Genomic DNA, 19,849 nt, shown 5'->3' with positions numbered 1-19,849 from the left:
TTAGCTTTTTTTTAAGAATTCTCCCATAAATTTGATAATTTCTTTAGGATTTGTCATCACCAAGCACATTCCGGGCGCTGGTGGCGTTTGATCTTTTGGAACGCCGAATCCGCGACAGTTGTTTTTCCAGTTTCTATTTTCATTTTGGAAAATTGTTGGAGTTGTTTTATTTACGAATTCTAAGAAGGCGAAGATGTCGTTGCAATCGCCTCCGTTATTAACATAATTCTCGAACATTTCTTCTGTTATTTGCTCAAAATAACCTGGTTTGTTTTCAAGCGCCTGCTGAACTTGTTGCCGCAGGTTTGCGAGAATCGGAGCATTTTTTTGTTCTTGAATGTATTTTTGTGTCTTGCCTTTAATTGTTCCGGAGTAATCGAAGTTATGGTTGTTTTGAGTGGTGATGCTGAAAGAACCTTCAGTTATATTAAAGAAGGATGAAACTAGAGTGTGGTCAAATTCAATTCCTGAATCTGAGAGTTCTTTTATGCATTTCTGGATGCCGGTTGCATAGCGATTTGCAAGTAACGAGATGTCATCTTCCGAGAGCTTGTTTGAAATTCTATTGAAATTTTGAGGAATGTAGACGTCTAAATACTCGGTGTTCTGAACGGTATTAAATATGGGATTGATCCAAACGAGTAGTTTTTTTGCAAATTGTTCTAAAATTGTACTGCTCGCAGTTGCTAATTCTTCTGGGAAATAAACGAAATCGACTAGGTTGTCGCTCTGCCCAGTGACGCATATGCTTTGCCATATTTTTTTGTACTGTTCCTTTTTTATTTCTATGGCAATTGTTTTGAATGTGTTGTCGAAATTGTTGACAAGTTGCTCTGGATTAGATTCAGAAAGTTTGCGGTAAATTTCTGATTTGTATTCTTGGAAGTTGCTCAGGCGTATCTGCGCTTCTACCTTATTTGTTAAAGGGGTTAAAATATGGCGCTTATTTACAAAACTATAGACGTCTTCTTGTGAGCTGAAGTTCTTTATGAAAGTGTTCCTGTATTCATCAGTTCCTTTTGACAGGGTTTTGTATAAGCTGTCGTTTCTTGTATTAAGTTCTTTCAGGAGGATTGCGAGCAATCCGTCCCAATCAGAGACGGAAAGCCAATTTTCGATCCATTCAAATTTTTGCTCGTCTTGATAATCAATTAAATCACTGCGGCATCCGCTTGCGATGTTATTGAAAAACTTCTTTCCAATAGCATGTTTAACATCGGTCTCGTCATTCCAGCTATTGGATATGTTGCCATTGTAATCTATCCCGAATCTCTGTGACAAATTGCGGGCGTAGTTCTTTAGAGCTGGAATGTCTCTTGTGATTAAATTTTCCAACCATGTACTTCTTTCGGCATCTGTTTTTTCGTAAATTTCGGGCGCTCTTGAAGGTAGCTTGTATTTGCCCTCTTTTTTTGATAGCGATAGCAGAAATTCTGTATTTTCGAATGTCCATCCGAAATACACGTCGGGATAATTCCCTTCTAATTCAAGGCTTTCCGCACACTTGGAGATAGAATTATTTGTCGATGTGGTGACACGGAATGTTCGATTGCACTCTTCCCATTGGAACGCCCATTTGGCTCCGGTGGGTATTAAATCGTCGAAAGGATTGTTTCCCCAGAAGAAGTCTTCAGCGTATGGAATCTCGTGATTTATCGCGTCGTTCCAATAGGGGGTTCTCGTTAAAATAGTGAATCCATTTTGGATGAAGGAGACTGGACGGCCTGAATCAATCCACTCTTTATCATTAATGTTGTACCGGAAGATTGCCCCTTCTTGAGCCCAACGTTGCCGATCAAGATTGCGAATGTCGTTAGGACATTTTAAAAATGCGGAGAAGTTCGCGTCCCCTTCGCGTCTCGCTATCCAGAAAACAGTTCCTTGAGGCAATAATGATATTTTGGGAATGTTTCTCGCTTCGCCAAAGCTGCTTTCCGGGATTTCTATGACGCCTTGCGCCTCATTGGCGATGATTAACCTTGGTGCGCGATTGATATCCGTATCAATGTGTGCTCTTATGCCGTCGCCTTGATGACGTGCGTTAAAGTCGTTTACCCAGCCTGTGGGATTGACGATGTCATCCGGAAGCGAAAATGCAATTGTTCCTATGCCAATTTTATGAGTCCTACGTTGGACCATGAATATTGTGGCCTGGCTGGCCTCTTCGCTTTCGTAGTGGCGAAGGTATTTAGGGTCATAAACGGATAGATAAATGCTTCTTGAAAGATGACCATTTGTGGTTGTAATGGTTATGGAATCTGCTGTTCCTACATTTATCTCATATAGAGAAAGGCCGTCTTTTTCTTGATAGGAGGCGTCTTTCAGTGGCTCAACGTGATTTCCTTCTGCTTGTTCAATAGAAATGATTTGCTCATCATGAGGCAAAACCAAGAAGAATGGCTCGCTTAATTTGACGGAATGCTTTTGAAGTTTTCCCTTTTTGTCAAAAATGAAATATGGGTTACTTGTTGTATACCAGGGGTTTTTGATAGTGCTTGTATTTAAGTCCCCTCCGCTGATATTGATTTTTTCTTCGCTTAATAATTTAAGTACTTGGGCATTGTAGAGATCTTTGTTGGATCCCTTTACAACTTGCGAATTCTGTATCGTTAAAAGGTTCTCTCCACCTGCATTTGTAATTTGATATTCTTCCCAAGGTTCAAGGCCTAATTCCTTCCCGAAAAGTTCGTCAAGGTTGAGGTCTGATGGTGTGGTTATATTAATGGATTGATTGATGGTGTTGAACGAAACTACGAAATTATAGTCCTCATAAAGCTGCTGGGCGTTTTGTTGTGCTGGTTGGCGCCGAATTTGCGGGATATACCTTTGCACTCCCAGTAAGTCTTGTCGGAGCCAGTCGATGTAGTAGTGGTTTTGGTTTTCTAGATTAAAAAAATTGCATGCATTATCGGCTATAAAATGATTCCGCTGTTCCGGATTTGTACTTTGGTAAAGATTTCGAATATGGGGCAAGTATTTAAAGAAATTGCTAATTCTTCCCGTTAGGGTGGCGCGCATTTTGGGATGAATGTCAAGAGAATTTTTTTCGGAGGCGTTTATAAGGGTTTCTACATGATTGGCGTTCTCTAAAACTTCAGCATATCTTGAGCGCAGCGGGTTGTAGTTGATAGGGCAGATGGCCATTCTGATTAAATGGCGCATATACTGATGAACATTATCTTTTTTTTCAATGATCCTAATAGCAGGATTTTCAAAGAAAGAGCATATGTATGCTAACCTTGACTTCCCGCCAATATAGTACCTGGCTTGTGTTAATTCGGTTTGCGGGGTGTCGTCTTCCCAAAATCCCTTTTTTTGTCTTTCTTCTTGATTTATTTTCTTATACGCATCATTTAGATCTTGCTGAATGCCTTTATTTAGTTCGGACCAGAACCCCTTTTCGCCTGCAAGGTCTTTCCCGTAGCGCATAACTGCTTCGCGCAAATTCTCTAATTCTGCTTCATGATTCTTGTACAGCTCTTCCAAAAAGAAGCGCGCCATTGGATTAAAATCACTATAATCAAACTCACCAGGATTCTCCCGCCTCGTAGCTTGCATCTGTCTTATTTTGTTTAGCAAATCGCTTCCGTTTTTTTTGAAAGGACCGATTTTGCTATTAAGCACTTCTTGTAACGGGCGAGGTGTTTCCAGGCCATTATCCAAGACATCTTCCAACAAGCGCTCAAGCCCCTCATAGTCTTTTTGCGATTGAGCGTCGTACCCATTCACGAAATAAACAGGAATGTTTTTGGCCTTTTCGAGAAGTTCCCGCCCCCATACATTCTTCCCTTCTTCAAGGGCATTTTGGCAATACTGCGTTACACCATCGTCAATAGGACGGTTCATCTTGTTTTCAAATGTCATTTAGTACTCCGATTAATATAGGGGGCTTAAAAGGGACTTACATAATATACATAATTTTTTTGTTTTTCTGTTTTTTTTTATAAAAGCAGCTTGATTGTGGTTCCTTACAGCCAGATTCTTCCGCTAATCCGTAAGGATGTGCTGAAAAAGCCCGATGACCCGAAGGTCACCGGGCCTTTTCAACCAACAACGGAAACTTTCTTACTTACACCCCTTCGTTGCGTACGTGCGGTTCTTGTTGTCCTGAATAACCTTCTTTTGGCCGATGTAATGGACGAATACTGTGCCATTCTTGGCGGTGTAGATTTTGGGTTGTGCCATGGTGGCCTCCTTTTAAGTCTTCATTATATATATCGTAAGGAAGCCGGCGAATGTAAAGTGGAAAAAGGCTATGCCGCCATCAGCTGGCGGAATTCCTCTTCGAGTCCGCATTCGGCCATGGTTTGCCGGAGGTTCTTCTTCACGTTTTTCATGTTGGCGCGTTCGCAGCCGATGCGTCTAGCGGCTTCGGCGTCGGAGTAATTGCCTTCGCTGCAGAGTTCGTATATGATGTCGAACCTGGAGAGGGCCTTGGGGTCGCTTGTGGCAAGGCGTTTTTTGAATCGGGCGACCAGATCCTTTTTATCAAAATCGCAGTCCAGTTCGTTGCGCTCCCCGGTAAAGGGGTTTACGTCGCGATTGTCGATGCGGGAATACTGTTCCTCGTCGGGATCGCTGTTGCTTGCGCGACGGTCGAGTTCCTCGCGCTTGCTGTGCTTGGCGTTTTTGCGCTTTTCGTCGAGCATGCGCCATTCCCCGATTTTGGCGATGTAGGCGGCAAAGGGGACCTTTCGGCTCGGCTTGAAATCCGAGACGGCCTTGTAGAAAAGCATGTAGGCGTTGCCCGCCAGGTTTTCCCGGCGTTCTGCGGGGCTACAACCCCAGAGGCTGAAGTCGGAGTTGAGCAGGTAGGATTTCTTTGCCACGAGTGCGGTAAAGAAGTCCCCGAAAATGGCCCAAAGGGCATGAATGGCCCTTTCGTAGGCTTTCGCGATCGGTGCCGTCTGGACAATTGCGATGAGGTTGTTGATTTCGGTGGTGGTTGCCTGGATGTTGAGCTTCATAAGCTACTCCTTGGGTGTGTGCCCCTGTCGGGGCGGGGTGGATTTTTTTTGCAAAAAAAAGAGCCCCCTGACTCTAGTCAAAAGGCTCAATATATGTCTGGCGATCTACAATAGATCTATGTTACTGTCAATAATATATATGTGGCTGCTAGGTGATGCAGTCAGCTAAGGCGGTGGTGCCGGTGAGGCTCCGAAAAACCGTATGGTAAAAATCTCGTTCATTTTCATACTTCTAAATATAGTTTAAACCGGATGTCAAAAGCTGACAGTTTGTCAAATTTTTCTTGATGTTTTGTAAACTTTTGTTTACGTGTTGGCGTTTTTAGCTCAAAATGGAATGCTGAGCTAGTCTTCGTCTTCGCCGTTTTCCCAGTCCTCTTCCGCGTCGGACTTGGGAATCTCGATTTCATCGAGGTTTTTGCCCTTGGTTGCCTGGATGTAGGCCTCTGCCTCGTCCCAGCCGGTACGCATCACGTAGATGAGGTAGCGGAGTCCCTCGTAGCACTCGATGCCCTTGTGGTCCTCGAACAGTTCGTCGTAGTTCTCGCCCTCGTACACCGAGCCTGCGTCCTGCAGGTCGTCGAGTTCGCTCTCGTATGCGTCGGGTTCCATCCACCAGTCAAAAACGGATTGTTCCGTCTTGTAGACCATCGGCGCGCCCTCGCATTCGACGAGGGTATAGAAGAACGGCGCGCCCTTCGCGGGTTTCAGTTCTACTTCGGCCACCAGGATGGCGATATCCGGGCCCCCGCTGGCCTGGTCCACCCGGGCGTTAACGATCTGGTATTTCGTGTCCTTGATGACTGCGTGTCCCATAAGGGCCTCCTTAAAAAGCGTTCACTATATATATCGTAAGGAGGCTGGCGAATGTAAAGTGGAATCGGCAAATTTTTACCTTACCACTTTTCCTCCTCCATATCCTCCTCTTCCATATCGAGCATGTCGAGCTCGGTCTGGGTGGAGCATATCTCCTCCTCGGTGGCACTGTTGATGTGCATGAGGAGCATCACGTCTACGCAGTTGTTGTCGAGCCTGCTCAAAAAGCGGAGCAGGCGTTCGCGCGCCTCGGGGCCGATGGAGTTTATGTGCAGGTTGATGTTGCGGTCCGGTTCGGACTCTTCGCTGTCGGGGAACAACGGCCTGTGCTTTACCCCGAGCGTACCCTCGATCTGCTTCTTGAGTTCTGCCTGCAGGTGCTCTAGGCTCCGTATGTTCAGCGTGCTCTTCGTCTTGAATATGGCGGTGCTCTTCTCTACATATTCCTTGATGCGCGGCAGGTCTGCGACGGTGAGCCGCCCGTACACGCCGAGCGAGTGTTCGTTGAAAAAGTGCTGGTACGCGATGGAGATGGACTGCACCCTACTTTCGTGAATGTCGGCGAGGAATTTGCCTTCGTTGTTGCGGAACTGGAGCTGCAGGTTTTTCCCGCCCATGTTGACCGTGTAATATATGGCATACGCCGGGCTTACGCTCATCAGGTAGTCGATGACGGGCTGGTCTATCCAGGTTGTGGGCTTTTTCTTGAGAAAGTTGAACATGTGGCCTCCTTGTAGTTCGTTATCGCCGCAGGGGAGGCTTTTGTAAAGAAAATGGCTATTTTTTGCCGTGGTCGGTTTGACAGTCCGCCCTTCCGGTGCGATAAGATGGTGTAACTTCTTCCAGGAGGCTCCGATGCTCACTCTCCCCACGATGTCGCAGGTCATAGCATGGTTTGGCTGGGGGCACGGTGTGGGTGCCCTGGCGGGCATCAGCGCCATATTGACCGTGGTGGTGATTGTCGCGCCCGTGATTGCGGGGTTGCTCCTTTACGGCCTGGAACGAGCGCAGGTGGAACTTATCGGGCAGGTAAACCGCGATTTTGCCTACTTTTTCGTGAACTTCGTGACGTTCCCGGGAACTTTCGTACACGAGATGGCGCACCTGTGCTTCGGCGTGATTACGGGTGCCGAGGTTAACGAAATATGCATGTTCGAAAGCGGTCACGGCCAACTGGGGCATATCAGTTACTATGCCCGTGGTCCCTGGTTCATACGTGCGGTACAGCATGCCCTCATAGGGGTGGCGCCTACGGTGGTGGGCTTTACGCTGGGCTACTTCCTGCTCCGGTATATCTTTAGCGGTGGCCATTCCGTGCTGGAGTATATCGGGCTCTGGTACCTGGTGATTTCGCTTATCGACCATTCCACCATGAGCGATTCCGACCTGGAGGGCTACTTCCAGGGGGTGTGGATTTTTATTCTCCCCTTGTTCCTGCTGTTTTTCGGTCTGGGCTATTTTTAGCTAGCAAATTGCCGTTTTTGTGCAAATTTCGCCATTTTTGTTGTTGTGATTTACCCAACATCTTTTTGCCGTGACCCCAAAAAAGGGTGCCGGTACACCCCCTATTAATATATATTCAAGGGAAACAAAAAAAGGATGTGTATGAAAATCACAAAATTTGCATGGATGTTTGGTCTCGCCGCCGCGGTATCCGCTAGCGCGGCTGTCAGCGCTACTCCCGTTACCGAAGGGGCAACCGAGGGCGCGCAGAAGCTCTACAACTTCCTCGCCATGAACTACGGCGTCAAGACCGTCTCGGGCGTGATGACGGGCGACGTGAGTTCCGCTACCGTCAAGGAACTCCCCGACGTGATTTCGTTCCAGGAACATACGGGCAAGCTCCCGGCCCTCGTGGGGTTCGACTTCCTGTTCGCGACCGGCGTGAAGGCCAGCGATTCCTGGTACCAGAGCTACACGCAGATGGCCCTCGATGCGGCCAAGGACCTGTGGAGCCAGGGCGGCATTCCAGCTTTCACCTGGCACTGGAAGGATCCGAGCGACCAGATTGACGCGTTCTACACCAAGTCTGGCAACGACAAGGAATACACCGAATTCGACTTTACCAAGGGCTTTGCAGACCCCGCCTGCACGGCGAACTGCACCTGGAACAAGGAAAGCGAAACCTACAAGCAGCTCGTGAGCGACATCGACGAAATCGCCGACATGTTCCTTGGCTTGCAGGAGGCCGGCGTGGCCGCAATCTTCCGCCCGCTGCACGAAGCGAGCGGCAAGTGGTTCTGGTGGGGCACCAAGGGCGGTGCCGCTTTCCAGGCGCTCTACAACCTGGTCTACGACGAGATGGTCGGCGTGAAGGGCGTTAAAAACCTCGTGTGGGTGTGGAACCCCGAATACACGAGCGACAAGGACTGGAACCCGGGTGCAACGAAGTACGACGTGATTAGCCTCGACATCTACGAAGCGTGGGACTACACCACCAAGTACACCAAGGCCTATGCAGAACTCACCACGAACTACGGCACCGACAAGATTCTCGCCGTGTCCGAAAACGGCTCCATCCCCGACATGTCCGCCATGAAGGCTGGCAACACCGTGTGGTCATGGTGGATGCCCTGGTACCAGACCTGGGACGGCAAGTTCCTCGACCAGACCGTAGAGGCGGTATGGAAGGCGAACATGGAAAGCCCCTGCACCATCGACCTTGAAAGCATGCCGGGCTGGGACAAGTACACCGTTTCTACGACGCCAGTCGCCGCATGCGAGGCGGGCTACAAGCTCGGCGATCTTGACACGGTACGCGTTATCGAGGAAGTTCTCCCGGGCGACATGGCCACCAACGGCTGGCTGCAGGTCAAGCTTGCCGCCGGCAGTGACACCGCCAAGGGCAACATCGTAATTCTCGACAAGAACATTCCGGACCTCTCCACCGCGAAGACTCTCACGATGAAGGTCTACAACACCAATTCCATGTCGGGCATCTGGTTCACGGTCGCATTCCTCACGGGCGCTCCGGACTGGGCTTGGGCACAGCCCGATGGCTGCTGGGTGAACGCGGGGGATTCCACCCTTTGCGAGATTGACCTTACTACAACCGCGAAGGACCAGGTTGTGCTGGAAGGTGCCGACTACACGGCATTCATGGGCAACATCTCGAAGGTCTACCTCGAAGTGTTCGCGGCTGGCTTCAACGGTACCGTGTACTACGACGACGTGACGGTTGACGGTTCCATCCTCATCAACAATTTCGACAAGAAGCAGACCATCAAGGTGGAAGAGGGCAGCAACCTCACGGCGACGGTTATCCCGCCGGGAACCGACGCTGTCAAGACCGTGGCCGCCTCTGCCGCCAAGTTCGGCATCCAGGGCAACACGATTTCGCTTTCTACCGCGAAGGCGGGTATGGTATCGGTCGACGTGTTCGGCCTGAACGGCAAGCGCGTCGCGACACTCTACAAGGGCAACCTCGCTGCGGGCAGCTACGCGTTCAGCCTCGAGAACATGCCCAAGGGCAGCTACATCGTGCGCGTGAAGGGCGCAGGTATCGCCGCCACCAAGCCGGTGCTCGTGAAATAATTTTTACTCCTCCGATAGCGACCGCTCGCGCTAGATTCTAGCACAAAGTCGCTCCGGCTTACAATCCTCGCCCCTGCAGGTTAACGCCTGCGGGGCTTTTTTGTGTTTGAAAATCGCGGGTTTGGCGTTTCTCGCGTGCCCGGTGTGGACAAATCCGGCGATTTTTGTCAACACCCCGGGGCGAAAAATGTCCTTTTTGCGCCTGCGATTTATAGTTTTCGGGTAAACGCCTCCGAAGGGGCGTTTCGAGGAGTTATATGAAAAAATTGAGTTTTGCGGCTCTTTGCGGGGCCTTTTTGCTCGGTGGAACAGCCTTTGCGGCCCCGGGCCTCACGGTGAGCGGCACCGACCTGCTCTATAACGGCAAGAAAATCTTCTTTTCGGGCACGAACCTCGCCTGGAGCGATTACAATTCCGACGTGGGGGCATCCCCGCTGAACGAGAACGCCTGGCGCAAGGCAGTGGAAGGCACGCGCGCCGCGGGCGGTAACGCTATCCGCTGGTGGCTTTTCAACAACATGAGCCAGAGCCCCGAAATCGACCAGACGACGCACCTGGTTTCGGGCCTCAAGGAAAACACCATCAACAACATGAAGAAGGCCCTGGACATCGCCGAGGAATACGGCGTGATGGTCTCGATGTGCCTCTTCAGCCACAACCTGATGGAACCCAACCAGTGGGGACTTTACGACGAAAAGCTCGACATCACCGCGAACACGAACCTGTTCGAGGACGAGGGCACGCAGGCGTTTATTGACAACGCGCTCATCCCGGTGGTGAAGGCGATTGGCAACCACAAGGCGCTCATGACCTGGGAAGTCTTCAACGAACCCGAGGGCATGACGAGCGAATGCAGCGGCTGGACCTCCAAGAAGATGGCGCTTTCCAAGATTCAGGCATTTACGAACAAGGTAGCGGCAGCCATCCACACCGAGAACCCGGAACTGCTCGTTTCTACGGGTAGCGTGAACATTCAGTATCAGAAGCACTGGAACGACGCGGCCCTCGTGGCGGCGGGCGGCAAGGCGAACGGTACGCTCGACTTTTTCCAGACGCACTACTACCCGTATTACCAGAACGATGCGGTGAGCCCGTTCGTGAATACGGCAGCCCAGATGGCGAGCAAGTACGGTTACGATAGCAAGCCGATGATTATCGGCGAATTCCCCGCAAGCGGCTGGAAGGGCGATACCTATACCGCAAGCATGGCGGCAAAGACCCAGATTTCGACCGAGGAATGCTACCGCAAGGCGTTTGACGGCGGTTACGCAGGCGCACTCGCCTGGCAGTACATCGGCGACAAGACCGAATCGAACTTCGGCGGCTACACCTACACGATTGACCCCGCGCTTGACGCCATGAAGGCACTCGCCGCAACGGAAGAGGCGAGCATCAAGATAAAGGATGTAGCAATCAGCCAGGAAGGCGGCGACGGCAAGATGTCGGTGACCTACGGTGGCGATAACGCGCAGATTGAATACCAGAAGACATGGGACCTGAGCAAGGCCAGCACGTTCACGTTCGAGGTAACGAACAAGGGCGCAAGCGATGCCCAGCTGCACCTGATTTTCAAGCTGACGGATGCTTGGACCTGGACTCCGGTGAACGACGATGCTGGTGCTTGCGTTGTGCCCGCGGGCGAATCGACCGTCTGTTCCTTCGATATATCCAGCTTTGCCGACCGGAACCAGACTCTGAGCGTCGTAATCGCAAACTACGCGCCGGGCTACACCGGAACGCTCCTGTACGATAACTTCAAGGCGGGCGACCAGGTTCTCTGGGACTTCAACGAAGACAAGTACGATGCCTTCAGCCGCGGTTTCGAGAATACCGAAGAGATGATTCCCGAAATCAAGATTGTGTTCGGCGAAAGCTCCGTCGGGATTGAGCCCCGCGCGGCCGCAGTCAAGGCAGGCGTAACCCTCGGTATCGCCGGCAATACGATTTCGCTTGTCACCGCGAAGGCAGGCGACGTGAGTGTGGACGTTTACGGCATGAACGGCAGGCGCATCGCAACCCTCTTCCACGGCACGCTCGCGCAGGGCAACTACGCGTTCAGCCTCGAGAACATGCCCAAGGGAATGTATATCGTGCGCGTGAAGGGCGCGGGCATTACCGCGACGCAACCCGCGCTTGTAAGATAACGGTTTCTGACTCCTCGCCCCTGCAGGTTAACGCCTGCGGGGGTTTTTGAGATTGTGCGCAACTCAACAGGTTTTCTTTCTTTTTTCTTGTAAAAGTTCAATCGGGTCTTTTTTAGGGTATATTTAAAGCATAAAATGTATGGAGTGTTTATGGAATTCAGGTCTTTCGCGGCAATGGCCGCATTCTCCGTAGCGGTATCCGCTTTTGCCGCCCCCACAGTCTACGAAGCCGAAGCACAGCCGGGCGTAAATGCCGGCGATGTCTCGGCGGATTCTACCGGAGCGAAGTTCGTGACGAAGTCCTCCGGTACCGAGTTCACCTTCACGGTGAATGTCGAAGAAACCGCGATGTACGACATCACGACCAAGGTGCTCATCAAGCAGTACGACTGGACGACCTCCAAGATTCTCGTGAACGGTGTCGAGGCGGGCTCGATGCTCACCACCCCGCGCAACTGCGATTCCAGCTACGTGGTGGCGGCATCCGCCAAGATGCGTACCGGAGAGAACACGATTACCGTAGGGAACGGCGCCATCGGCGTGGACTACATTACCGTGGAACGCCATCCCGACCCTGTTTTCAACATCAGCGCACTTCCCGTAACGCCTAACGCGAGCGAGAGCGCCAAGAAGGTCAAGACATTCCTCCGCGACAACTTCATGAAGAAGACCGTGAGCGGCATGATGATTAGCGACCAGAACTTCAACTACGATTACGGCAACATGAAGCTTTTGAAGGCGGGCGAATGCACTCCGGCGGATTCCTGCAAGTTCAGCGACGAGGAAGTCTCGTGGAAGGGCCAGACCGACATTGCCGAGTTCTACAAGCGCAGCGGGCACTACCCGGCCGTGGGCGGGTTCGACATGCTCTTTGCCGCGGGCGGGCATCACGAGGAAGGCTGGTTCCGGGGCTACACCGAGAACAACCTGGTCATGACCGAGCAACTGTGGGAAATGGGCGGCATCCCGACCTACACATGGCACTGGAAAGTCGGGGAAGACACGATTTTCTACACGCAGCAGGAAGGCTACAGGAATGCGGGTTGCACCGAAGGCGTCACGAAGACGGCCGACAACAACACCTGTTTTAACTACACGAAGGCCTTCAAGGATTCCACCTGCAAGGAGATTGACGCGACTTCGCAGGTCTACAAGGACATCGTTGCCGACGTGGACATTGTCTCGGGCTATTTCAAGGAACTTGAGGAAAAGGGTATAGCCGTCGTGTGGCGCCCCCTGCACGAGGCCAGCGGTGGCTGGTTCTGGTGGGGCACGGCTAGCCCCGAGTGCTACGTGCAGCTTTACCGCCTCGTGTTTGACCGCATGGTGAATACAAATAAACTCACGAACCTCATCTGGGTATGGAACATCAATACCGACCCGAAATTCGGTTATGACTACAGCGCGCTCAATGCAGAATGGTACCCGGGTGACGAGTACGTGGACATTGTCGCGGTCGATATCTACGACCCGCTCCTCAACCACAATTCCGCTGCCAACTACTTCAACAAGATTGTGAGCGACGTCGGCACCAAGAAACTCATCGCCCTGAGCGAAAACGGCGCCATCCCGGATATTGACAGCATCGCCGAGGACAAGGCCTATTGGAGTTACTGGATGACCTGGAGCCAGACGTGGAGCGGAAACTTCCTTGAAAAGACTCCTGCAGACATGTGGAAAAGGAACCTCGACGATGAACGCATTATCGCGCTCGATGACATGCCCGGCTGGGGCAACGTCGTCGCCGACACCAGCAGCGAGGGTGCCATTGTCGCCCCGACCGCAATTCCTGTCGCGAAATATGCGGGCGTTTCGGATAAACTAAATATCCGCTTGAGCGGCAACACGCTCGAGATAGACGTGAGCGGCAATACGACGGCAAGCATCGCGCTGTTCGACATGCTCGGGCACAAGGTCGCGACGCTTGTCCAGGGCAACGTGCCCGCGGGCTCCACGCAGTTCGACCTGCAGGGAATCGCAAGCGGGAACTACGTCGTTCGCGCTAGGATAGGCGGCGCAAATTACGCCCAGAAAATCCGCGTGAAGTAAAGTTTTCTATCTTTGGGGGTATGGACAAGAAGCACCCCCTCTACTTTACTATTCACGGTCATTTTTACCAGCCCCCTCGCGAAAACCCCTGGACGGGCGTCATCGAGAACCAGCCGAGCGCGCGCCCGAACCACGACTGGAACGACCGAATAGCGAGCCAGTGCTACAGTCCCAATTCCGCAAGCCGCATTTTGAGCCCGCACGGGCATATCGTAGACATTGTCAACAACTACGAGTACATGAGTTTCAACATGGGCCCAACTCTCATGGGCTGGATCCGCACGAACACGCCGGATACCTACCGCCGCATCCAGGAAGCCGACAAGAAGAGCATCGAGAGGCTCGGGCACGGCAACGCAATTGCGCAGGTCTACAACCACATTATCATGCCGCTTGCAAGCGAGCAGGACAAGCGCACGCAAATCCGCTGGGGTATCGAGGATTTCAAGTTCCATTTCGGCCGCATGCCCGAGGCCATGTGGCTCGCCGAGACCGCCATCAACTTCGAGACGGTGGTGGAACTCATCAAGGCAGGCATCAAGTTTACCATCCTCTCGCCCACGCAGGCCGATAGCTTCCGCAAGTTCGGCGACGAGGAATGGACCGGGTGCAGCAACACCGACATCGATACGACGCGCCCCTACCGCGTGTACCCGCGGGACAAAGACGGCAATCTCGTATGCGACGGATACCTGGACGTATTCTTCTACAACCCGTGGCTTTCTTCTGCCGTAGGGTTCGAACACCTCCTGCGCGATGCCGGCACGTTCGGCAGGCGCATTGCCGACGCCTGGGACGAGAACCGCGAAGACGCACAACTCGTGAGCATCGGCACCGACGGCGAAAGCTACGGTCACCACGAGCCCTTCGGCGACATGTGCGCCGCCTGGCTCTACAACCGCTACGCTCCCGAACACAAGATGGTGCCGGTGAACTACGGCTGGTTCCTCGAGAAGTTCCCGCCGCAGCACGAGGTTATGCTCAAGAACTTCTACGGCGAAGGATGTGCATGGAGCTGCGCCCACGGCGTGGGCCGATGGTACCGCGATTGTGGCTGTTCGACCGGCGGCGGGCCCGACTGGAACCAGAAATGGCGCGGACCCCTGCGTGATGCCTTCAACCACCTGAAAAAGCTTGCCGACGACGTTTTTGTACGCGAGTTCGAGAAGATTTCGAAAATCGGCCCGTGGGATGCCCGCAACAACTACGTGCAGGCGCTCGTCGCTCCCGAAGACAAGTCCCGCGTGGAGCAGTTCCTCAAGGATACCGTCAAGGAACCCGAAAACGAGGCCATGTGCGCGAAGGCAATCCGCCTCTTGGAAATCCAGAAGTTCTGCCTGTTCAGCTTCACGAGCTGCGGTTGGTTCTTCAACGATATCGAGGGCCTGGAACCCGTACAGAACATGCGCTACGCCCTGCGTGCCATGGAACTGCTGGAACCGTTCCTGCCGTTCGGGCACAACATCAAGAGCGAGGTGCTGAGTATCCTTGCCCGCGCCACGAGTAACGAACACAAGTGGAACGGAGCCGAGGTCTTTACGCGCTACGCCGAAGACGCGGTCCCCGTGATTCTCAAGGAAATGGCCGAACGCGCCGCGATATTCCACCTCGAACTTGAACAGGATTCCGACAATTCGAACTCCCGCATGAAGGCGGAAAAGATTTCTAGCCGCAGGCGCCAGACACTCGTGCGCGTAACCTACGAAGACAAGTTTATCGGCGAAAAGCGAGAAACGACAAACCTCGTGATTACCGACGCCCTCGGGCGCGTGAACATCGTGGTGGCGATGGGGAGCATCGAGGAGAACGGCCTCAAGTTCGTGGAAAACCCGAATATGGGTACCATCGAACTCAGGAACCTGTTCCCGACCGCCTACGTGGTGCGTATGCGCGACCTCATGAGCGACTCGCTGAAGACCATCAACAAGCGCAGCACGCAGAAACATCTTGCGAGCCTCACGGAATCGTTCTCGAGTTTCGCGCTGAATCACGGCATCTCCATCGACAGCCTTGCCGACCCCGATCATACGCTGCCCGACACCATGCGAAAGATTCTCTCGCTCGAACTCAACGCCCGCATTCACCACGAGGCGCTCAAGCTGCTCGAAGGCCCGGACTCTAACCTCGTGAAGGAAATCCAGGGGCTCATGGACGAGGCGAACAGGCTCGACACGAACCCGAGTTTCGGCGGTACGGGCCGTATGTTCTTCCGCAAGCTGAGTGCCCTCATCGACGACGTTTACGCCAAGATCGACGAATCTACGGTCAAGTACATCACCGACCTCATCACGGTTGCCGACTGGCTCAAGCTCGGCATCGACAAAACGAGCCTCGAGAACAAGGTATTCAAGATTTACAAGCAGTTCAAGGAAGACCCGAAGGGCAAACTTGCTGCACTCAAGCCCATGTTCGGCTGGCTCAACTTCGAGGTGGACAATGTATAGGAAGTCCAGCAAACCGCTCATTTCCGCACGGGAGATAAACGAGCGACTGGACACGCTCGGCAAGGACGTGGCCGCGTTCGGGTGCGATATCGTAATCACCGTGCTTTCGGGCGGATTCATTTTCAGCGCCGATATCTGCAAGCGTATCGCGACGCCGAAACTGCAACTCGCCTTCATACGGGCGTCCAGTTACGGTAGCGGCACCGAATCGAGTGGGAACCTCAAAATCACGGGGCTCGAGAACATCGATATCCGCGACAAGAAGGTGCTCGTGATAGACGACATTCTCGATACCGGCAACACTATGTTCGGAATCAAGCAGGCCCTTGCCGGCATGGGCGCGAAGGAAATCAAGACCTGCGTGCTGCTCGACAAGCCCGCCCGCCGTACCGCGGACATAACCGCCGACTTCGCGGGTTTCGAGGTAGAAAACAAGTTTGTCGTGGGCTACGGACTCGACTACGCGGGCGACTACCGCACATTCCCCGAAATCTGGACGATGGAGGAAGACGATGGCAAGTAACGATTTTGAAGACGTCAGGCTGCATGCCACACAGACATTCGAAGCCGTCGAACGCAGCTACAACAAGATAAGCCGCGGCAAGCGATTCCTTATCAACGCTGCCGTGTGCCTCCTGTTCTTCATTGCGGGCTTTATCGTGAGCAAGGTCATAAACGACGTGCCCTCGCAGGGAATAATCGAGAAGGTGGCCGCGCAGCCCGACCTCAAGAACAAGTGCAAGGGCCGTTACGACCGCCCGATGGAATACGCCATCATGCACGAATGCGTGTTCGCGAAGGGCACGCCTTCCGATGACCTGAAACTCGTGCAGCGCATCAACTACTGCACCTGCGCGCTCCAGAACGTGCAGGCTCGCAAGCCCTACCAGAAGATGTTCGAGAACAACCTGGTCGACTTTACCTTCAAGATTCGCGAAGAGAACCTGTGCCAGGAAGAAAAGAACATCCCGGTGCTAGACAGCAACGACGCGGAGAAGTAGCAGACAGGCGGGGCTGGCGGTTGCACGATGAATACAAACTTGCAAAAAGCGGTTGACGGAACCCGCATCACTCCGGCGGAAGCGCTCGATATCTTGAAAAACGCCCCGTGGACTGAAGTGGTGGAAGCGGGAGACGCGATTCGCAGGCGCATGAACCCCGGAAACCGCGTGGGCTATACCGCGTTCCGCATCGTGAACTACACGAACGTGTGCGAGGTGACCTGCAGCTTCTGCAGTTTTTGCAGGCCGGCGCATAGCAAAGAAGCGTACGTGCTTAGTTTGGACGAAATCCGCCGGAAGACTCTTGAAGCGAAGGCGAAAGGCGCCGACCAGATTTTTTTGCAGGGGGGCGTGAACAAGGAAATTCCCCTGAGTTATTACACCGACGTGCTGAAGATGCTCTCGCAGGAAATGGGCGTGAAGGTGCGCGGTTTTTCGCCGGTGGAACTCGTGCGTATCGCGGAATTCAACAACATGCCACTCGACGAACTGCTCGACGTTTTGAAAGAAGCGGGCCTCAGTTCCGTTCCGGGAGCAGGCGCCGAAATCCTAAGCGACCGTATGCGCCAGATGCTGAGCCCGCGGAAACTTACCGCGCAGCAGTGGTGCGACACACTCGCCGCCTGCCACAGGAAGGGACTCCCCGGGAGCGCGAACATCGTTTTTGGGAGTGTCGAGACCGCAGAGGAAATCATCGAGCACCTGAACTACGTGCGGAGCACGCAGGACAGGGCGCCGGACGCCGCCCACGGATTCAAGAGTTTCGTGGTATGGACGTTCCAGCCGCAGACCGACAAGTTCCCCATCCGGCACGTGCGCGGCGACGAATACCTCAAGCTGCTCGCACTTAGCCGCATATTCCTCGACAACATCCCGCATATCGAGGTTTCGCTCCTCGGGATGGGCCTCTCTCTCGGGGAACTCGGGCTCCATGCCGGCGCCGATGACATCAACAGCATCGTGATAGAAGAAAACGTCCTGCAAAATCACGGCCTCACCACCATCGAGGCGGCAGAAAAGTTCATTACCGACGCCGGTTTTACCCCTTACCGGCGCAGTCTGAACTTCGACTGACGTTGCCGCGACCCTCGCATTTAGCTATATTTGACCGCGCTCGGGCAATTTCGCCCGGGTAAAACCAATCACCGGTTTGCGAGAGTCGCTTCGGTGGCGCGGTCCTGGGCCTGAGGTTCACCCCAAGTCAGGGCATCGCTTCGCGGCTTATTTGCATGCCGGGTAGTAACAACCGAAAAGGAATACATTATGGCAAATCTGCCTTCTGTTGAAGATCTGCTTGCTGCAGGCTCTCACTTTGGTCACCAGACTCAGCGCTGGAACCCGAAAATGAAACCCTACATCTTGGCCGAGAAGAACGGCATCTACGTTCTCAACCTGTCCAAGACTCGCGACCTCCTCGAAGAAGCCGCCAAGGCCGCCGCCAAGATTTCTGAATCTGGCAAGACCGTGCTCTTCGTTGGCACCAAGCCGACTGCCCGTCAGTGCGTGCTCGACGCCGCTGCCGCTTGCAACCAGTTCTCCGTTACCAACCGCTGGCTCGGCGGTATGCTCACCAACTTCCAGACGGTCCGTAAGTCCATCAAGAAGATCGACAAGATCGACGCCATGGAAAACGACGGTACGTTCCAGGCCCTCTCCAAGAAGGAAGTGCTCGACAAGAACCGCGAACGCGAAAAGCTCCTTTCCGTGTTCGGTGGCATCCGTGAAATGGTGAACCTTCCGGGTCTCCTGGTCGTGACCGACCTCGCCCACGAAAAGATTGCCGTGGCCGAAGCTCGTCGCCTCCACATTCCTATCATCGGCATCTGCGACACGAACGTCGATCCGACCCTCGTGGATTACCCCGTGCCGGCTAACGACGACGCCGTGAAGTCCATCAAGCTCATTGTGGACTACATCGCCGCCAACGTCAAGGCCCGCGTCGCCAACGACAAGAAGGCCGACAAGGAAGAACCCAAGAAGTTCGACAACGGCGAGGACAAGTAATATGCAGATTACCGCTTCCCTCGTTAACGAACTCCGCCAGAAGACTGGCGTGGGCATGATGCAGTGCAAGAAGGCCCTCACCGAAACTGACGGTGACATGGACAAGGCCGTCGAGCTCCTCCGCAAGCAGGGTGCCGCCGTTGCTGCAAAGCGCGCCGACAAGGCTGCCAAGGAAGGCCGCATCTACCTCGTGGAAACTGCCGACAAGGCTGCTGCGTTCGAACTCTCTTGCGAAACCGAACCGGTTTCCAACAACGATGACTTCGTCGCTCTCGCAAACCTCGCCGTCAAGGCCGTGGAAACGCAGGCTATCTCCTCCGTCGAAGACCTCAAGAACGCTGTCGTCGACGGCGTGAAGATTGCCGACCGCCTCGCCGACGTTCTCGTGAAGATCCAGGAAAACATCGACTTCCGCAAGTTCGGCGAACTCAAGAAGGTCCCGAATTCCGTGTTCGGTGTCTACAGCCACATGAAGGGCAAGATCGGTGTGATTACCGAGCTCGCTTTCGAAGGCTCTGCCGACGAAGCCGCCCTCAAGGCTGCCGCCAAGGACATCGCTATGCAGGCTGCCGCATTTGCTCCGGTTGCCCTGAACGATGCTTCCGTTCCGGCCGAAACGATCGAGAAGGAAAAGGAAATTGCCAAGGCCCAGATCGAAGCCTCCGGCAAGCAGACCAAGCCTGAGTTCATGCAGCGCCAGATCGATGGCCGCGTGGCTAAGGTCCTCAAGGAAATCGTTCTCGAAGATCAGGAATTCTTCATGTCCGAAAAGAACCCGAAGAAGCTCAGCGTCAAGGACTACCTCCAGGAAGTCGTCGCCAAGCAGCTCGGTCTTTCCAGCCTGAAGGTCGTGAACTTCATCCGCTTCGAACGCGGTAACTAGTTTGGAC

Annotated in this window: 14 protein-coding genes; 10 read left to right on the top strand and 4 right to left on the bottom strand. The window is 53.3% G+C overall.

The window, feature by feature from the left end; all coding sequences use genetic code 11:
• From BUB22_RS12300 to BUB22_RS12285, 4 genes are all read right to left on the bottom strand, one after another.
• Nucleotides 1-3,864 carry a hypothetical protein gene (locus BUB22_RS12300; protein ID WP_139258988.1) on the bottom strand — a complete coding sequence of 1,288 codons (3,864 nt, stop codon included), beginning with the start codon at nucleotides 3,862-3,864 and terminating at the stop codon, nucleotides 1-3.
• 389 nt (nucleotides 3,865-4,253) lie between these two features.
• Nucleotides 4,254-4,967: a hypothetical protein gene (locus tag BUB22_RS12295; protein WP_073115435.1), complete on the bottom strand. Its 714-nt coding sequence runs from the start codon at nucleotides 4,965-4,967 to the stop codon at nucleotides 4,254-4,256.
• A gap of 345 nt (nucleotides 4,968-5,312) precedes the next feature.
• Nucleotides 5,313-5,783 (bottom strand): hypothetical protein, encoded by a 471-nt coding sequence (locus tag BUB22_RS12290; protein WP_073115433.1) that lies wholly within the window; start codon nucleotides 5,781-5,783, stop codon nucleotides 5,313-5,315.
• A gap of 80 nt (nucleotides 5,784-5,863) precedes the next feature.
• The gene (locus BUB22_RS12285) at nucleotides 5,864-6,505 is read right to left on the bottom strand and encodes a hypothetical protein (RefSeq protein WP_073115431.1); all 642 of its coding nucleotides are present in this window, start codon (nucleotides 6,503-6,505) and stop codon (nucleotides 5,864-5,866) included.
• A 67-nt stretch (nucleotides 6,506-6,572) separates the two neighbouring features.
• Between BUB22_RS12285 and BUB22_RS12280 the strand changes: the two genes are divergently transcribed.
• From BUB22_RS12280 to tsf, 10 genes are all read left to right on the top strand, one after another.
• On the top strand, nucleotides 6,573-7,247 hold the full coding sequence (locus BUB22_RS12280; RefSeq protein ID WP_254794746.1) for a hypothetical protein: 675 nt from the start codon (nucleotides 6,573-6,575) through the stop codon (nucleotides 7,245-7,247).
• A 141-nt stretch (nucleotides 7,248-7,388) separates the two neighbouring features.
• Nucleotides 7,389-9,317, top strand: a complete 1,929-nt coding sequence (locus BUB22_RS12275) for a glycosyl hydrolase (protein ID WP_073115425.1) — start codon at nucleotides 7,389-7,391, stop codon at nucleotides 9,315-9,317.
• Between the two features lie 257 nt (nucleotides 9,318-9,574).
• Complete coding sequence (locus BUB22_RS12270; protein ID WP_083535525.1) at nucleotides 9,575-11,461, top strand: T9SS type A sorting domain-containing protein; 1,887 nt, start codon at nucleotides 9,575-9,577, stop codon at nucleotides 11,459-11,461.
• 150 nt (nucleotides 11,462-11,611) lie between these two features.
• Entirely contained in the window at nucleotides 11,612-13,510 is a 1,899-nt protein-coding gene (locus BUB22_RS12265; protein WP_073115419.1) for a glycosyl hydrolase, read from the top strand.
• Between the two features lie 20 nt (nucleotides 13,511-13,530).
• Entirely contained in the window at nucleotides 13,531-15,954 is a 2,424-nt protein-coding gene (locus tag BUB22_RS12260; RefSeq protein WP_073115417.1) for a DUF3536 domain-containing protein, read from the top strand.
• Complete coding sequence (gene hpt / locus BUB22_RS12255; RefSeq protein WP_073115414.1) at nucleotides 15,947-16,477, top strand: hypoxanthine phosphoribosyltransferase; 531 nt, start codon at nucleotides 15,947-15,949, stop codon at nucleotides 16,475-16,477. The genes BUB22_RS12260 and hpt overlap by 8 nt, the downstream gene beginning before the upstream one ends.
• Complete coding sequence (locus BUB22_RS12250; protein ID WP_072807883.1) at nucleotides 16,467-16,955, top strand: hypothetical protein; 489 nt, start codon at nucleotides 16,467-16,469, stop codon at nucleotides 16,953-16,955. The genes hpt and BUB22_RS12250 overlap by 11 nt, the downstream gene beginning before the upstream one ends.
• Nucleotides 16,956-16,982: 27 nt before the next feature.
• Nucleotides 16,983-18,029: a CofH family radical SAM protein gene (locus BUB22_RS12245; RefSeq protein ID WP_073115411.1), complete on the top strand. Its 1,047-nt coding sequence runs from the start codon at nucleotides 16,983-16,985 to the stop codon at nucleotides 18,027-18,029.
• Between the two features lie 189 nt (nucleotides 18,030-18,218).
• A complete protein-coding gene (gene rpsB / locus BUB22_RS12240) occupies nucleotides 18,219-18,959 on the top strand; it encodes a 30S ribosomal protein S2 (RefSeq protein WP_072807887.1) in 741 nt (246 codons plus the stop codon).
• Between the two features lies 1 nt (nucleotide 18,960).
• A complete protein-coding gene (tsf, locus tag BUB22_RS12235; protein ID WP_072807889.1) occupies nucleotides 18,961-19,842 on the top strand; it encodes a translation elongation factor Ts in 882 nt (293 codons plus the stop codon).
• The last annotated feature ends 7 nt before the right edge of the window (nucleotides 19,843-19,849 follow it).

Source organism: Fibrobacter sp. UWCM (assembly GCF_900129735.1).
Lineage (GTDB): Bacteria > Fibrobacterota > Fibrobacteria > Fibrobacterales > Fibrobacteraceae > Fibrobacter.
This window is presented reverse-complemented; position numbering and strand designations above follow the sequence as displayed.

Bases quoted from the DNA above. Each gene is read 5' to 3' on its own strand.
- rpsB (WP_072807887.1), top strand. From the start codon at position 18,219: ATGGCAAATCTGCCTTCTGTTGAAGATCTGCTTGCTGCAGGCTCTCAC.
- BUB22_RS12265 (WP_073115419.1), top strand. From the start codon at position 11,612: ATGGAATTCAGGTCTTTCGCGGCAATGGCCGCATTCTCCGTAGCGGTA.
- tsf (WP_072807889.1), top strand. From the start codon at position 18,961: ATGCAGATTACCGCTTCCCTCGTTAACGAACTCCGCCAGAAGACTGGC.
- BUB22_RS12295 (WP_073115435.1), bottom strand. From the start codon at position 4,967: ATGAAGCTCAACATCCAGGCAACCACCACCGAAATCAACAACCTCATC.
- BUB22_RS12245 (WP_073115411.1), top strand. From the start codon at position 16,983: ATGAATACAAACTTGCAAAAAGCGGTTGACGGAACCCGCATCACTCCG.
- BUB22_RS12285 (WP_073115431.1), bottom strand. From the start codon at position 6,505: ATGTTCAACTTTCTCAAGAAAAAGCCCACAACCTGGATAGACCAGCCC.
- BUB22_RS12290 (WP_073115433.1), bottom strand. From the start codon at position 5,783: ATGGGACACGCAGTCATCAAGGACACGAAATACCAGATCGTTAACGCC.
- hpt (WP_073115414.1), top strand. From the start codon at position 15,947: ATGTATAGGAAGTCCAGCAAACCGCTCATTTCCGCACGGGAGATAAAC.
- BUB22_RS12260 (WP_073115417.1), top strand. From the start codon at position 13,531: ATGGACAAGAAGCACCCCCTCTACTTTACTATTCACGGTCATTTTTAC.
- BUB22_RS12300 (WP_139258988.1), bottom strand. From the start codon at position 3,864: ATGACATTTGAAAACAAGATGAACCGTCCTATTGACGATGGTGTAACG.
- BUB22_RS12270 (WP_083535525.1), top strand. From the start codon at position 9,575: ATGAAAAAATTGAGTTTTGCGGCTCTTTGCGGGGCCTTTTTGCTCGGT.
- BUB22_RS12275 (WP_073115425.1), top strand. From the start codon at position 7,389: ATGAAAATCACAAAATTTGCATGGATGTTTGGTCTCGCCGCCGCGGTA.
- BUB22_RS12250 (WP_072807883.1), top strand. From the start codon at position 16,467: ATGGCAAGTAACGATTTTGAAGACGTCAGGCTGCATGCCACACAGACA.